The organism is Candidatus Pantoea multigeneris (assembly GCF_011752615.1).
Taxonomy (GTDB): domain Bacteria; phylum Pseudomonadota; class Gammaproteobacteria; order Enterobacterales; family Enterobacteriaceae; genus Pantoea; species Pantoea multigeneris.
This window is the reverse complement of record NZ_VWXF01000001.1, coordinates 436,979-451,292: the sequence shown is the minus strand read 5'-3', so window position 1 is coordinate 451,292 and position 14,314 is coordinate 436,979. Positions and strand designations below refer to the sequence as shown.

The following is a 14,314-nucleotide window of genomic DNA, read 5'->3' as shown; positions in this document are numbered from 1 at the left end:
ATAACGCTGTAAACCATATTATGCGAGAGCTAACTCAGATTTTATTCTGAGTGACGGGAGGCCTATGTTTCATATCTATTGTCCTTGCTGCGGTGAATATCGCGAAGAAGAAGAGTTTCACGCTAAAGGACAGGCGCATATTGAGCGCCCTAAATCGCCAGAAAATTGTTCTGACGAAGAGTGGGGGAATTATTTATTCTTCCGCAAAAACCCGCGCGGTATTCATCACGAGCTGTGGGTGCATGCAGCCGGATGTCGCAAATATTTTAATATGACGCGCAATACCCAGACGTACGAAATTCTTGAAACTTATAAAATTGGTGAGCAACCGTCCCACACGCAACACTCTGATGTGGTGGAATTGCCGCGCCAAAAAGAGACGGCTGTAAAGCAGCCTGAGCAGGATAAAGCGCTGGTCGGAGGCAATGTATGAAACAGGTTCATCGTCTGGCACGCGGCGGGCGTATTAATCGTTCACGTCCGATCACGTTTAAATTTAATAACAAAGAGCTGGAAGGTTACGAAGGGGATACTTTAGCGTCAGCATTGCTGGCGAATGGTGTCAACATCGTTAACCGCAGCTTTAAATACTCCCGTCCACGCGGCATTGTCGCCGCAGGTGCAGAAGAGCCGAATGCGGTAGTCCAGCTGGGCGCGGCTGAATCTGAGCAGGTGCCAAACGTGCGTGCCACGCAGCAGGCACTGTATGCCGGGTTGGAAGCGCGCAGCACCAACGGTTGGCCGGGTGTCGAAATCGATTTGATGAGCATGGTAGGCAAAGTCGGTGGTCGCTTTATGCCACCGGGCTTCTACTACAAAACCTTTATGAAACCCGCCTCGATGTGGATGACGTATGAAAAGTACATCCGCAAAGGCGCAGGCCTTGGACGCAGCCCGCTGGAACGCGATGCAGACACCTACGACCATATGAACCGTCACTGTGACGTGCTGGTGATCGGTGCCGGACCTGCCGGACTGGCAGCCGCGCTGGCAGCCGGTAAAAGTGGCGTGCGGGTGATTGTCGCCGATGAACAGGAAGAGATGGGCGGAAGCCTGTTGGACAGCCGTGACACGTTAGGCGGGAAGAACAGCGTTCACTGGGTCGAAGAGACATTGCAGGCGCTGGCCGCCATGCCGAATGTGCTGTTATTACCGCGTACCACCGCAAACGGTTATCACGACCAGAACTTTGTGACCCTGGTGGAACGCCGTACTGAACATCTGGCAGCGACTTCGCCACGAGAAAATGGTGAGAAGCCAGTCAGAACGCGTATGCACCGTGTGCGTGCCGGACGTGTGGTGCTCGCCACGGGTGCCCATGAGCGCCCGCTGGTGTATGCCGGTAACGATATCCCAGGCAACTTCGTGGCTGGCGCTATCTCTAACTACATCCTGCGTTACGGCGTGGTGCCGGGCACCAAACTGGTGCTCTCTACCAGCAACGATCACGCCTATCGTGCCGCATTAGACTGGCATGACAGCGGCGCTAACGTGGTAGCGATTGTCGATGCGCGTACCGCACCAGAAGGCACTTTAGTCCGTGAAGCACGCGCCAAAGGCATTCGGGTGATTACCGGTAGTGCGGTGATTGAATCACAGGGATCGACCCGCGTACGTAAGGTGTTGGTTGACCGCATCAACCTGCACAACTTTACCACTCAAGGCCAGCCGATCACGCTGGAGTGCGATACCGTGGCCTCCTCTGGCGGTTACAGCCCGGTGATCCACCTGGCTTCCCATACCGGTGCTCGTCCGGTGTGGCGTGAAGATATTCTCGGTTTCGTTGCCGGCAAAGTGAAAGGGATGCTGATTGTGGGCGGCGCACGCGGTGCCTATGCGCTGGGCGATGTCTTGAGTGACGGCCTGGAAGCGGGTGAACGTGCGGCCAGTGATATGGGCGGCAATGTCGTGAAAGTGGATCTGCCGGTCAGCAACCAGCGCCATGAAGGCGAAACCCTGGCGCTGTATCAGGTGCCACACCCGAAACCGACATTGCGTGCACCGAAGCAGTTTGTTGATCTGCAAAATGACGTAACGGCGGCCTCTATCGAACTGGCTACGCGTGAAGGCTTTGAGTCAATTGAGCATATCAAGCGTTACACCGTGATGGGCTTTGGTACCGATCAGGGCAAGCTGGGTAACATCAACGGTATGGCGATTGCGGCACGTTGCCTTGGCCGCACGATTGCTGATACCGGTACCACTACATTCCGTCCGAACTATACGCCGGTCGCCTTCGGTGCGATTACCGGTCGTCACGCTGCGGAGCTGTTCGACCCGATACGTTACACCGCGTTGCAGCAGTGGCATCTGGATAACGGGGCGGAATTTGAGGATGTCGGGCAGTGGAAACGTCCGTGGTACTTCCCACGTAACGGTGAAAACATCCACCAGGCGGTGGCGCGTGAGTGCCGCGCGGTGCGCAGCGGTGTAGGGATTCTGGATGCGTCTACCCTAGGTAAGATTGACATTCAGGGACCTGGTGCGCGTGAGTTCCTGGAGCGTGTCTACACCAATAAGTGGGCCAAACTGCCGGTAGGACGCGTGCGCTATGGCTTGATGTGCCGTGATGACGGCATGGTCTTCGATGACGGTACCACCAGTTGCCTGAGTAAGAACCACTTCCTGATGACCACCAGTACCGGCAACGCAGCCCGCGTGCTGGAGTGGCTGGAACTGTGGCAGCAGACGGAATGGCCAGATCTGGAAGTGTACTTTAACTCCGTGACCGACCACTGGGCCACCATGTCGATCTCCGGGCCAAAAGCGCGTCAGTTGTTGGCAGAAGTGTGCGATATCGATCTCGACCGTGAGAAGTTCAAATTCATGGACTGGAAAGAGGGCAAAGTGGCGGGCGTACCGGCACGCGTGTTCCGTATCTCGTTCACCGGTGAACTCGCGTACGAAATTAACGTTCAGGCTAACTATGCCCTGCACGTCTGGAAAGCCCTGTTTGAGCATGGCGCGAAGTATCAGCTGACGCCGTACGGCACGGAAACCATGCACGTTCTGCGTGCAGAAAAGGGCTTTATCATTGCCGGTCAGGATACCGACGGCTCGATGACGCCGGAAGATTTAGGGATGCAGTGGTGTGTGGGCTATGACAAAGCCTTCTCGTGGATTGGTCAACGTGCTCTGACGCGTGAAGACACTAAGCAGAAAGGGCGTAAACAGTTGGTGGGCCTGCTGCCGAAAAATCCACAGGTGATCCCACAAGAAGGGGCACAGATCATCGCGACGGAACAGCGCACGCTGCCGGTCCCGATGCTGGGCCATGTGACATCCAGCTACTACAGCACCACCCTGAATCGCGGTTTTGCGCTGGCAGTGGTGAAAAATGGCCATGAGCGTATGGGTGAAACCATTTTCTTCACCGGTTCAGATGGCGAAATTCATCAGGCAGAAATTGTGAGTACGGTATTTATCGACCCTAAAGGAGAGCGCCAGAATGTCTGATTCAGCTAAAGCAAAAACGTTTGATACTCACCCTGACAACCCTGCTCTGGCTGAATCGCCGTTTGTCCTGTCGTATAAACACGTCGGGCGGCCAGAGTCCCGACTTCCAGCTGGGGTGACGCTTCATGAAAGACCTATGCTTGGTCATCTTGTGCTTCGCGGCGGTGCTATTGCTCTGGATGGGGCTCTCCGGAATGCAATAAACCTGTCGCTGCCGGGCGAACCCTTGACCATGACTCAGGACAGCAGCGGTAACTACAGCGCCCAGTGGCTCTCACCGGATGAGTGGCTGCTGATTGTGCCGCCGGGCGAAGAGTTCGCGGTGGAGAATAAGCTGCGTGAAGCGTTGGGCGATGCGCATTATGCCATCACCAACGTCAGCGGCGGGCAGACCCTGCTGGAACTGACCGGTAAAGATGTGCGCAACCTGCTGATGAAATCCGTGATCTACGATGTGGATGACAAAAGCTTCCCGGTGGGCAAAGGCGTGATTACCGTGTTTGCGAAAACCACGGTCAATATTCGCCGTCCTGCGGCGGACGTGTGGCAACTGGTGGTGCGCCGCAGTTTTGCCGACTACAGCTACCGCTGGTTGCTGGATGCCGGACGCGAGTATCACATCGCTGTAAACGTGTAATCTGTTAAGTGCCGCGCAAGCGGCACCTTTTTCTGGAGTCGTGCTATGGCCCGCAACAATGATACCTGGATTTTAACGGCGCAATGTCCCAGCCAGCTTGGCACAGTCGATGTGGTCACGGGCTTTTTAAAACAACAGCGGTGCTACATTACCGAGCAACACTCATTTGACGACAAACTGGCGAAGCAGTTTTTTATTCGCACCGAGTTTCAGCCGCAGGCCAGCGATTTTAATATCCTGGATTTTCAGGAAGTGTTTACCGCGCGTGCCGCTGAATTTGGCATGACGTTTAATTTGTCAGAAAAAGGCTATCGGATGCCGGTAGTGATCATGGTGTCGAAGACCGATCACTGTCTCAACGATCTGCTGTATCGCTACCGTGCCGGTAAGCTTTCCATCGAGATCAAAGCGGTTGTCTCCAACCACCCGGATCTGGAGCCGCTGGTGCGCTGGCACGATCTGCCGTACTACCACTTCCCGATTACCAAAGAGACCAAAGCGCAGCAGGAAGCACAGGTCTTGCAGGTGATTGAGGAGACCGGGGCTGAGCTGGTGATTCTGGCGCGCTATATGCAGGTGCTCTCAAGCGAGATGGCGCATACCCTGTCCGGCCGGGCGATTAATATTCATCACTCACTGTTACCCGGCTTTAAGGGAGCAAAACCCTATCATCAGGCCTATCAAAAAGGCGTTAAGCTGGTGGGTGCCACGGCACACTATATCAACGACGACTTAGACGAAGGCCCGATTATTACGCAAAAAGTTGAGGTGGTGAGTCATGCCAATTATCCCGACGACCTGGTTGATTTAGGGCGTGATATTGAACGACAAACCTTAGCCCATGCTATTTCCTGCCATGTGGAACGACGGATATTTTTATATGGACAGAAAACGATTGTTTTCTCCCGCTAAACCCCTGCAACCCGACATCAAAGTCGGGTTTATTTTACTGAATCACTTCACGCTTATTTCTGTGGCCGGACTGGTCGAATCTTTGCGCTTTGCAGCCGATGCGTCGTTCTCCAGCCAGCAGATCTTTTGCCAGTGGGAGCTGATGACGTGGAATAACCAGCCCGTTACCGCCAGTTGCGGGATGCGGATGACGCCAACCACGGATCTCGACCTCGACAGGCCGTGGGACTATGTCGTGTTAGCGGGCGGATTGCTGGAAGAGACGCGCAGCCCGCCTGCCGGATTGGTGCAACTGGTTCAGCAGCTTCATGCACGCGGCATTACGCTGATTACGCTGTGCAGTGGCGTGTTTGTCGCCGGTCATGCCGGGTTGCTCAACGGGGTGCGCTGTGCGATTCACTTCACCACCCGCGATGAGTTCAGGCAACGTTTTCCCGAGGCGATCCCGGTGATCGATCAAACCTATATTGCTGACGGCGGGATTATCTCCAGCCCGGGTGGAACCACCATCGATCTGGCGATTGACCTGATACGCCGCCATTGCGGCACGGCACGGGCGGATAAAGTCCGTCAGTATCTGCTCGCACCCGATGAGAAAACGAAAAAGCCCCGGGCGAAAAAAGTGTCTGTAGCGCCCGCGCCACCGGCCTATCAAAATGGCCTGGTGAGTGCCGCGGTGGAGTATATGCAGCAACATCTGGATTCCCCGGCACCGCTCAACGATATCACCGCTTTTCTCGCCGTGAGCCCCCGACAGCTTAATCAGGCCTTTATCAAGCATACCGGCGATACGGCAGTGGTCTACTGGCGTAATCTTCGTCTGGAGCAGGCGCGTAAGCTGATGGCGAACAGCGACCTCTCAGTGACGGAAATTGCCAATGCCTGTGGTTTTGCCGATGCGTCGCATCTGATTGCGTGGTTCAGAAAACAGTATGGAGAAACGCCCGCCAGTTTCCGCCGTCGGCGGCGTGAGACAGAGCGGTTGATGTGAAGCCGGGGAATAAAATAAAGCGTGCAGTGAATAACTGATATATTTTCCGCTGCCCGTGCTGACGGGGAAATAAATCTATATCAGTTATTCCTGCGAGATGCCGGGCATTATTTTCTTAAGAAGCTGTTGTAGCCCATCACACGGTCTGTGGTGCGAGCATCGTCGGTATAAGGGGTAACCTGCACAAAGTGGCAAGGGTTGCGTACCTGGCCATTACTGGCCTGTTTCTGCGGCGTATCTTCACGGCAGTCAATCAGCCCGTCACCGGCGGCACAAAACACAATGTTCTCATCGTCGCACGCATTTCCCGCTGGGGTGTTGGCGTAAAAATAGGGTTCACATAATTTATCCGCCAGCTGCGTAATCACTTTCAGCAATGATGTTGTTGTCGTCATAACGTCTCCTCATCCTGCATTTACGTTTTTCTTTGTTAATCAAAAGTTGCACTCAAAGTGGGGTGGTGTCAATTTTATGACGGTGGGGGTAATAGTATAAAATGGCCTGAAAGTAGCATATTTGCGAAAAGGATATTTATTAAGGTCAGATAAAACAGATAGTTATGTTTTTCCCACTGGGAGTATATGACTTTCTTATTATTAGAGGAGGATCAAAAAACACCGGTTGAGGATCGGTGTATCAATTCATGCGGGAACAGGAAAATGTCTTCACAGCCTGGCAGAGATTGTGAGCATAATTACCGGGTGAGTCAGCGGCGTAGCGATATTTCTGGCTGACAGGGAAATCCGGCGGCGCTTTGTGGCCAGATATTGATGAGCAGGAAGAGCAGAGGATCAATCATGGAAACGCATTTCTCTACCAGGGATCTGGGTAATACCACAGTAACCGCCGTTAGTGATGGTGCAATGCAGGTGGATTTTAGCCTGTTGTCCCCCATAGAGGCGGCCGAGTGTGAGCAAATTCAGCGGCACAAGCAGGTTCTGGAGCCGAGCGGTATTAATATCAATACGTTTTTAGTGCGCCATCAGGGCAAGCATATTCTGATTGATAGCGGTATTGGTGGCATTCGGGGGTTGGGTGGCAAGTTGAATATGCATCTGGCTGCATTGGGTGTCACGTCGGACGATATAGATACCGTGTTGTTAACCCATGCACACCCTGACCATATCGGCGGGTTGTTGACGGCTGAGGGTGAGGCGGTGTTCCAGAATGCTGAATTGGTCGTGAGTAGCAAAGAGTATCACTATCTTAATGACGACAGCCATTTCCGTGCAGCCAGCGAGCGTATTCAGGGCAACTTTACGCTGGCGCGTCGGGTGTTTGACCGCTATCAGCGTCATTTGCGGCTTGTTGATCAGGGAGAGGTGATTGCGGGTATTTTTGCGGTGCCGTTACCGGGCCATACGCCGGGGCATTTGGGCTACCGAATTGAAGGCAGTCAGGATCAGTTATTAATCTGGGGGGATATTGTGCATTTTCCCCATATTCAGTTACTCAAGCCCGAAGTCTCCATCGCTTTTGATTATGATGCTGTCTTAGCTGCAGAAACGCGCCGTCGTCTGCTTGATGAGGTGAGCGCTGATAATCTTTTGATTGGCGGAATGCATTTTGGGCCGGAGGGTTTTGGCCGAGTGGGTCGCTATCAGTCCGGCTACGAGATCATTTACTGCAACGAGGCGTAATCACGGGTTTCGGCACTGGCGGTCAGATCGTTGTCCTTGGTCTGGCCACCGGGAACATGCGTTTGAAAAGCAAAAAACCCGCTCAGGTTTCCCTGAGCGGGTTTTTCTAATTTGGCTCCTCTGACTGGACTCGAACCAGTGACATACGGATTAACAGTCCGCCGTTCTACCGACTGAACTACAGAGGAATCGTGTGAACGGGGCGCATAGTATCGACCCTGCTGGGTGTTGTCAAAACTCTTTTGCAGAAATGGGTTCGATTGCTGGTTTATTCAACACTTGCGTGTTTTGGTGCCATTTCAGTGACTGAAACAGGGTGTTCAATGGGATTGTCCGTACACTATTTCAACCGTTCACTGCTGTGTGAATCGTGATGTGTGTCACCTATTTTATGCAAACCATCATGTTGATTTGTCGTAAACCTCGAATTGATCGCATTAGTGATCACACATATTTCATTTGCCAATTGTGGATGGGGCAAAACGAAATATATATTCCGCAAAAACCTCCCCACACATCAGGATGCACGGTATGAACAAAGTCAGAATCGGTATGATCGGCAGTGGCTATATTGGACGTTGTCATGCGATTGCTTATGCGCAGGCCCCCACGGTTTTTGCCCTGAAAGGTGAGATTGTGCGTGAGATGCTGGCAGAGGTGACGCCAGAGTTGGCAGTAGAGAAAGCGGCGACCTTTGGGTTTACGCGTTCAACCGGGAACTGGCGTGAGTTGGTGAGCGATCCGCAGATTGATGTCGTGGATATTTGCGCGCCGAATTTCCTGCATAAGGAGATGGCGCTGGAGGCTATTCGCCACGGTAAGCACGTCTATTCTGAAAAGCCGTTGTCGTTGAGCGTGGCGGATGCTGAGGAGATGGTTCGTGCAGCACAGGCCGCAGGCGTGAAGACTTTGGTCGGTTTTAACTATATGAAGAACCCGACCAGTCAGTTGGCGAAGGAGATTATCAGCCGCGGTGAGATTGGCGAAGTGGTGCACTTTTACGGTACCCATAATGAAGATTATCTCGCCAACCCCAGTACCCCGCGTGACTGGCACTGCCAGCAGGCGCTGGCGGGCCTTGGCGCATTAGGCGATCTTGCGGCGCATATTGTGAATATGGCGCACTACCTGGTCGGGGATATCGATGAAGTCAGCGGCGATATGCTGACCGTGATTAAGCAGCGTCCCGATGCTAAGAATCCAGGGCAGATGTTACCGGTGGAGAATGAGGATCAGGCCAGTGCGCTGTTGCGGTTTAATAATGGCGCGCATGGGGTGATTGAGACTTCACGTATCGCCTGCGGCAGTAAGATGGGGCTGACTTATGTGGTGACCGGGACCAAAGGTACGCTGCGTTATACCCAGGAGCGCATGGCCGAGCTGGAGCTGTATCTGCATGACGATCCTGCTGGACGGCAGGGCTTTAAGACCATCCTGACTGGCCCGGCACATCCTGACTATGCCAATTTCTGCGTGTCCGCCGGTCATGGTATTGGTTTTAACGATCAGAAGACGGTGGAGATTCGCGATTTAATCAACGGGATTGCCGCAGGCGATCGCATGTGGCCCGATTTTGCCGAAGGGTTGCAGGTGCAGAAGGTGTTAGAGGCGATCGCCATTTCCGCCGTAGAACGCCAGTGGGTTAGGGTTTAAATTCCGTTTCAGTTTGGGGTGGTACGGGTAGTGTTTGTGCGTTTCAGTGGCAGGGTGCGGGTAGTGTTCGTGCGTTTCAGTTGGGTGGTGCGGGTAGTCTTCGTGCGTTCCAGTCGCAGATGGTGGGGAGTGCCGTAAAGACGCCGTGAATCCCTCCCTGGAGGCTCTGCCGCCGCATCCTTGCGGCGGAAGCTTTACTCTACTCCCCACCATCCCCGCCTTTATGTGGATAATGTGCAGAGCTTTTTCCGTGCGTTTCAGTTTGAGGTGGTGCGGTTGGTGTTCGTGCGTTCCAGTCGCAGATGGTGGGGAGTGCCGTAAAGACGCCGTGAATCCTTCCCTGGAGGCTCTGCCGCCGCATCCTTGCGGCGGAAGCTTTACTCTACTCCCCACCATCCCCGCCTTTATGTGGAAGATGTGCAGACCATTGCCCGTGCGATTTGTGGCTGCACAACGCCCATTGATTGCCGAGCGTGCTCCCTCTCCCGCTTGCGGGAGAGGGGTGGGGTGAGGGTAGAAGTGGCCCCTGAAACGCAGCTAAATCTCGCCGTTGTAATGATCCCACCAGCGTTTATCCAGCGCGTAGTAGCGGTCGCGCTCGGCCTCAGGCTGCTGTAAGTCCCGGACCCAGGGCTTGGCGAGAATAAAGTGCAAGTTCTTCACCTCCGGCTCGTGCCAGAGCTTAGGATGCTGGAAGGGTAACGTTTTCAACGCATTATAAATGTAGGGCAGAGGCAGCCAACGGCCAGCAAACGCTTCGTTCAACAGATCCTGCTCGGAAAAGGGGTAGGCGCGTAAATCATCGATCGCCGCAATACGTGCCGAAAGCTGCTTAAACACTTCCGGGTCAGGCTTCAGAACCAAAAAGCCGCCGTTGAGATACAAATCGACATTTTCCGGTGCCGGTTGCCCCCGTTCCTGCCAGGTATAGTGGCAATAATCAGGTTGCCAGCTGGCGGGGTAAGAGGCGATGCGGTTGGGATTACAGCGACAGGCATGGCAGGCGGCCAACAGGTTATCCCCGAGATCCAGGGTAAAAAGCTCATCCATATTCTGCAACACCAACATATCGGCATCGAGAAACACTACGCGCTCGCAATCCGGCAACTGCCAGACGCGCAGTTTGGTCCACACTTCACCAAACTGCGCCGAAGCATAGTGCTCACTCAAACCCGAAGGCGGTTGCAACGGGGCAACCGGATGGATCAGGCAGCCTTCCTCCTGTAACAGTTCACGGTCGGCATGGCTAATGGCGTCAGTCACCATCACCACTAACGGCCACTGCGTTTTGCTCTGACGCAGAGAACGCTGCAAGGCACGAACGCCAATCAGGTAATTCGGTTGTGTTAAAAGCGTAGCCCAGGCGTACACGGTGCTCTCCTTATCCCTTAATCAAACAGAGTGTTCACATAGTGATTGCTAAACCGACGAGCCGGATCGAGGCTGGCACGCAACGCGCGGAAATCATCCCAGTGGGGATAAACCTCACGCCATTGATAACGCGTGGGATCGTAATATTTCCCCCAATGTGGGCGGCCCCCTTCCGCAGCCAACAGCTTTTCTACCTCGGTCAGAAAATGCAGCCCTTCCTGAGAGAGCGAACCATCATCGGCGTAATACACCACAAACCCGAAAAAACAGGTGGCGCGATCGCTGGCCGGGCTTAGCCAGGCAGCAGAAGGGCCCGTGCAGCGCAAAATGATGGGATAATGCATATGTGGGCGGTTCTCGGCGTACCAGCGCTTGATCTTTCTGATAATGGCTGGCGTGCGATCCAGCGGAACACCGATCTCGACATTGATTTGCGGGACCGCAATACCACGGCACAGCAGTTGATACACATCGCCTGTGACGTCAGTAAAATCGCGAAAGCGTGTTACGGTGCGAAACTGTTTACCGCCTTTCCCTTCAACCTGGGTATCTCGGTGCATATGCGCCAGTGTCTGATCGATAGTGCGATTCAGGCGAGTATCTCCCTCATCCGCGTGCTCAATCACTGCCCGGCCCTGGGCATAATATTGCTCGCGCAATGACGCGCTGGCGGGATTAATATTCCAGACGTGCAGCACATCGTCGTCAACAAACCACCAGGCCTTGCTGAACTCATAGGTCTGGTTCCAGCGCAGCAGATCCTGCTCCAGCGTTGCCGCCGGAACGGCGTGCTTCTCACAGGTAAAAATGCGAAACGGCACGGTGCGCAACGTAATCGCCGTCACGACACCCAGCGTCCCCAGGCTTACCTGAACGGCAGCAAACTCAGGGTCTCCACGGTGAAATTCGCGGATGCTGCCATCGGCAAGCACCATACGAATCGCCAGGGCTTCGTCTGCCAGCGAACTTTGCTGCATACCTTGCCCGTGTGTCCCGGTGGCGATAGCACCCGCCAGCGTCTGCACGGCGATCACCCCCGGCGAACAGCCGAGCATACGATCCATGCGGGTGAGGTGATCAAACAGATCTTCCAGCCGGGTGCCTGCGGCCACGGTAATACTCTCCGCATCGTGATGCAGAATGCCCTGCAACGCACTGAGATCCAGCAGCAGATCATCCTCTGCCACATTCAACATGCGTCCCGGGGACAAGCGGCTGCCCACCAGTCGCACACTGCCGGAATGTTGGCGTAACAACTGCTGGACTTCAGCTTCAGATTGCGGGGTTTTTACCTGGAAGTGTTGGGCCAGACGCGCATTTTGCGCCCAGTTCCACAAGCTGCCATCGTCGGGATTGTCGCTATGGCGGAGCGGGTAGAGCAGAGAATCGTGATTCACGGTAGCGCTCCTCAACAAAAGTGTGATGGTCTCAATGTCTAATAAAGCGTAGACCATCACAGCTTGAGAGCGAGCGATACGGTAATCTAGTCGGTTTTTTGCACGTAGCGCAGTGTGGCAATGACCGCTAACTGGCGGTTACGGCGGATATTATCCGCTTCACTGTGGTCCGGGCTAAACAGGGTATTAAAGGTGTAACGGTTTGCTACATGGTGCACACAGATGCTGCTCAACAGCCGGTGAACATCAATGGTTTGCACCTCTTTCACAAACACGCCCTGTTGCTGACCGCGCGCGAGAATATCGTCCAGCAGATCTAACGCACTTTTATTCAAGGCTTTAATGCGGGCAGACTGGCTGATATAGCGGCCGCGCAGCAAGTTTTCGCTACAGACCAGGCGGATAAAATCTGGATGCGTGGCGTGATAGTCAAAGCTGGCTTCTACCAGCCGGGTCAGTGCCTCTTCTGGCGGCAGGGACGCGAGGTTCAGACTGGTTTCGTGTTCACGAATCGACTGATAAACCTGCTCCAGCACCTCAATATACAGCTGCTCTTTATTACCGAAATGATAGACCACCATGCGTTTGGTGGTTTCAGCGTATTCCGCAATTTGTTCGAGCCGCGCACCTTGCATACCGAACTCGGCAAAGGTTTTCAGTGCGCCTGCGATGATACGTTTTTTTAAGCCTTCGGGGTCGTTTTTGCGTTTTGTAGTCTCAGACATAACTCAGTTGAAAGTAATTAAGCCGGCGTCAGGGTAGCACAGCCCAGGTGTAAATTGTTTGTTAATAGGAAAAAAGCAGAACCTTTCGCCCTGTTTCGTACCGTTTACAGTTAGCCTGGCGCAGCGTTTGCATGGGATTACGTCATCATCTCTTCAGGAACGATCGCGATGAACGCTGATTCTGCTACCACAGTGCGATTTCTGCTGGCATCACGCCAGTGTGAACTCAACAGCCTGCGTTACCTGCTGCAAACCGGCGAACTGGTGGGGAAAATCAGCCAGATGGTGCATATGCTGCAACGTGAACGCGGCACCAGTAACCTCTATCTCTGTACTCAGGGCCGCCTGTGTGGCGAGCAACTGGCGCAACGCGCACAGGATGCTCTCACGGCGCAGGTTGCGTTGTTACACCACCTCGACCAACTTGAAACACTCACGGCGACTCTGCCTCAGGCCAGTCGTTTACTCAGCCGAGTCGCGAGTGTGGTCTACGCCCTGAGCCTGTTGCCCGCGCTGCGTCAGCAGGTGCGCCAGCTCACGGCACAGGATGCCATCGCCTTTTTCAATGACACCATTCGCCATCTGCTGGCGCTGGTTTTTGAACTTTCGGATGCCGCCGCAGAGCCCGCTATCTCGCGTGCGCTGATTGCCCAGTTCAGTTTTATGCAGGGCAAAGAGCTGGCGGGGCAGGAGCGTGCCGCGGGCGTGGCCGCCCTGGCCGCCGGGCAGTTTGATGAACATTCACAGCACACGCTGCTGGATTTGATTGAACGCCAGGATCGCTGCTTTGCGACCTTTGCTGAGTTCTGTGATGCGGCCCATCGCCAGCGCTGGCTGGATCTCACGCCGGACAGTGAATTTGAACGGCTGCGGCGTATTGCCTGCACCCGGCGCACCCGTCAGGCCGCAGATGAGGCGGAGAGCTTGCGCTGGTTCAGTGTCGCTACCCAACGCATCGATGGCATGAAACAACTGGAAGATGAGCTACAGACCAGCCTGATGGATCTGTGCCGCGCACGCATTGCGGTCCAGGAACAGGCTAACAATGAACAACGGGCTGATATCTCCAGTCTGATGGGGCAGCAAATCCAGGACGAGGGCGGCTATGCGGTATTTATGCCGCATGCAGGCCATGAACAAGGTGAATGGCTGGCCAATGATGAGGGGGTCACACCGCAGCTCAGCCGCTCTTTACTCAGCCTGGTGCAACAGCAGGCGCGGCGCTTACAGGCGCTGGACCATGAGCTCACTACCCTGCGTGTAACGCTCAACGAACGCAAAGCGATAGACCGGGCGAAAAGCCTGCTGATGCAGCACCGTGCGCTGTCAGAAGAAGAAGCCTATAAAACCCTGCGGCGGATGGCCATGAATCAGAACAAGAAGCTGGTAGAGATTGCCACGGCGATGCTGGCGGTAGCGGACATTTTGCAGGAAAGCCCCTAAGCAAGATATGCACACCAAAGGTGCGTGTATGTGCACTGGCGGTGCAAAGATGTGCTGGCGGGAAACCTCTCAGGGGGAGAAAAACGCCA

Annotated in this window: 12 protein-coding genes and 1 tRNA gene; 8 read left to right on the top strand and 5 right to left on the bottom strand. The window is 54.4% G+C overall.

Features of this window, described 5'->3' with window-relative positions:
* The first annotated feature begins 64 nt into the window (after positions 1 to 64).
* The 5 genes from F3J40_RS02105 (at position 65) to F3J40_RS02085 (ending at position 5,996) form a co-directional block, all read left to right on the top strand.
* Positions 65 to 433 carry a sarcosine oxidase subunit delta gene (locus F3J40_RS02105; RefSeq protein ID WP_167012394.1) on the top strand — a complete coding sequence of 123 codons (369 nt, stop codon included), beginning with the start codon at positions 65 to 67 and terminating at the stop codon, positions 431 to 433.
* The gene (locus F3J40_RS02100; RefSeq protein ID WP_167012393.1) at positions 430 to 3,456 is read left to right on the top strand and encodes a sarcosine oxidase subunit alpha family protein; all 3,027 of its coding nucleotides are present in this window, start codon (positions 430 to 432) and stop codon (positions 3,454 to 3,456) included. The genes F3J40_RS02105 and F3J40_RS02100 overlap by 4 nt, the downstream gene beginning before the upstream one ends.
* A gap of 136 nt (positions 3,457 to 3,592) precedes the next feature.
* Positions 3,593 to 4,093 carry a sarcosine oxidase subunit gamma gene (locus F3J40_RS02095; RefSeq protein ID WP_017348145.1) on the top strand — a complete coding sequence of 167 codons (501 nt, stop codon included), beginning with the start codon at positions 3,593 to 3,595 and terminating at the stop codon, positions 4,091 to 4,093.
* Between the two features lie 45 nt (positions 4,094 to 4,138).
* On the top strand, positions 4,139 to 5,005 hold the full coding sequence (gene purU / locus F3J40_RS02090; protein ID WP_167012392.1) for a formyltetrahydrofolate deformylase: 867 nt from the start codon (positions 4,139 to 4,141) through the stop codon (positions 5,003 to 5,005).
* On the top strand, positions 4,974 to 5,996 hold the full coding sequence (locus tag F3J40_RS02085; RefSeq protein WP_167012391.1) for a GlxA family transcriptional regulator: 1,023 nt from the start codon (positions 4,974 to 4,976) through the stop codon (positions 5,994 to 5,996). The genes purU and F3J40_RS02085 overlap by 32 nt, the downstream gene beginning before the upstream one ends.
* A gap of 107 nt (positions 5,997 to 6,103) precedes the next feature.
* Here the strand turns inward: F3J40_RS02085 and F3J40_RS02080 are convergent, their stop codons facing one another.
* A complete protein-coding gene (locus tag F3J40_RS02080) occupies positions 6,104 to 6,391 on the bottom strand; it encodes a hypothetical protein (protein ID WP_017348148.1) in 288 nt (95 codons plus the stop codon).
* Positions 6,392 to 6,793: 402 nt separating this feature from the next.
* On the opposite strand from F3J40_RS02080, the gene F3J40_RS02075 reads away from it, so the two are divergent.
* Positions 6,794 to 7,636: an MBL fold metallo-hydrolase gene (locus F3J40_RS02075; protein WP_167012390.1), complete on the top strand. Its 843-nt coding sequence runs from the start codon at positions 6,794 to 6,796 to the stop codon at positions 7,634 to 7,636.
* Between the two features lie 112 nt (positions 7,637 to 7,748).
* On the opposite strand, the gene F3J40_RS02070 is transcribed toward F3J40_RS02075, so the two are convergent.
* Positions 7,749 to 7,824 (bottom strand) — tRNA-Asn (locus F3J40_RS02070).
* Positions 7,825 to 8,167: 343 nt separating this feature from the next.
* Here F3J40_RS02070 and F3J40_RS02065 point away from each other — a divergent pair.
* The gene (locus tag F3J40_RS02065) at positions 8,168 to 9,289 is read left to right on the top strand and encodes a Gfo/Idh/MocA family protein (RefSeq protein ID WP_167012389.1); all 1,122 of its coding nucleotides are present in this window, start codon (positions 8,168 to 8,170) and stop codon (positions 9,287 to 9,289) included.
* Positions 9,290 to 9,826: 537 nt separating this feature from the next.
* On the opposite strand, the gene F3J40_RS02060 is transcribed toward F3J40_RS02065, so the two are convergent.
* From F3J40_RS02060 to F3J40_RS02050, 3 genes are all read right to left on the bottom strand, one after another.
* Complete coding sequence (locus tag F3J40_RS02060; RefSeq protein WP_167012388.1) at positions 9,827 to 10,660, bottom strand: glycosyltransferase family 8 protein; 834 nt, start codon at positions 10,658 to 10,660, stop codon at positions 9,827 to 9,829.
* Between the two features lie 17 nt (positions 10,661 to 10,677).
* Positions 10,678 to 12,057 (bottom strand): D-arabinono-1,4-lactone oxidase, encoded by a 1,380-nt coding sequence (locus tag F3J40_RS02055; RefSeq protein WP_167012387.1) that lies wholly within the window; start codon positions 12,055 to 12,057, stop codon positions 10,678 to 10,680.
* A gap of 86 nt (positions 12,058 to 12,143) precedes the next feature.
* A complete protein-coding gene (locus F3J40_RS02050) occupies positions 12,144 to 12,782 on the bottom strand; it encodes a TetR/AcrR family transcriptional regulator (RefSeq protein ID WP_017345905.1) in 639 nt (212 codons plus the stop codon).
* Between the two features lie 168 nt (positions 12,783 to 12,950).
* Between F3J40_RS02050 and F3J40_RS02045 the strand changes: the two genes are divergently transcribed.
* Positions 12,951 to 14,225, top strand: coding sequence for a nitrate regulatory protein (locus F3J40_RS02045; RefSeq protein ID WP_167012386.1), 1,275 nt, complete (start codon positions 12,951 to 12,953; stop codon positions 14,223 to 14,225).
* The last annotated feature ends 89 nt before the right edge of the window (positions 14,226 to 14,314 follow it).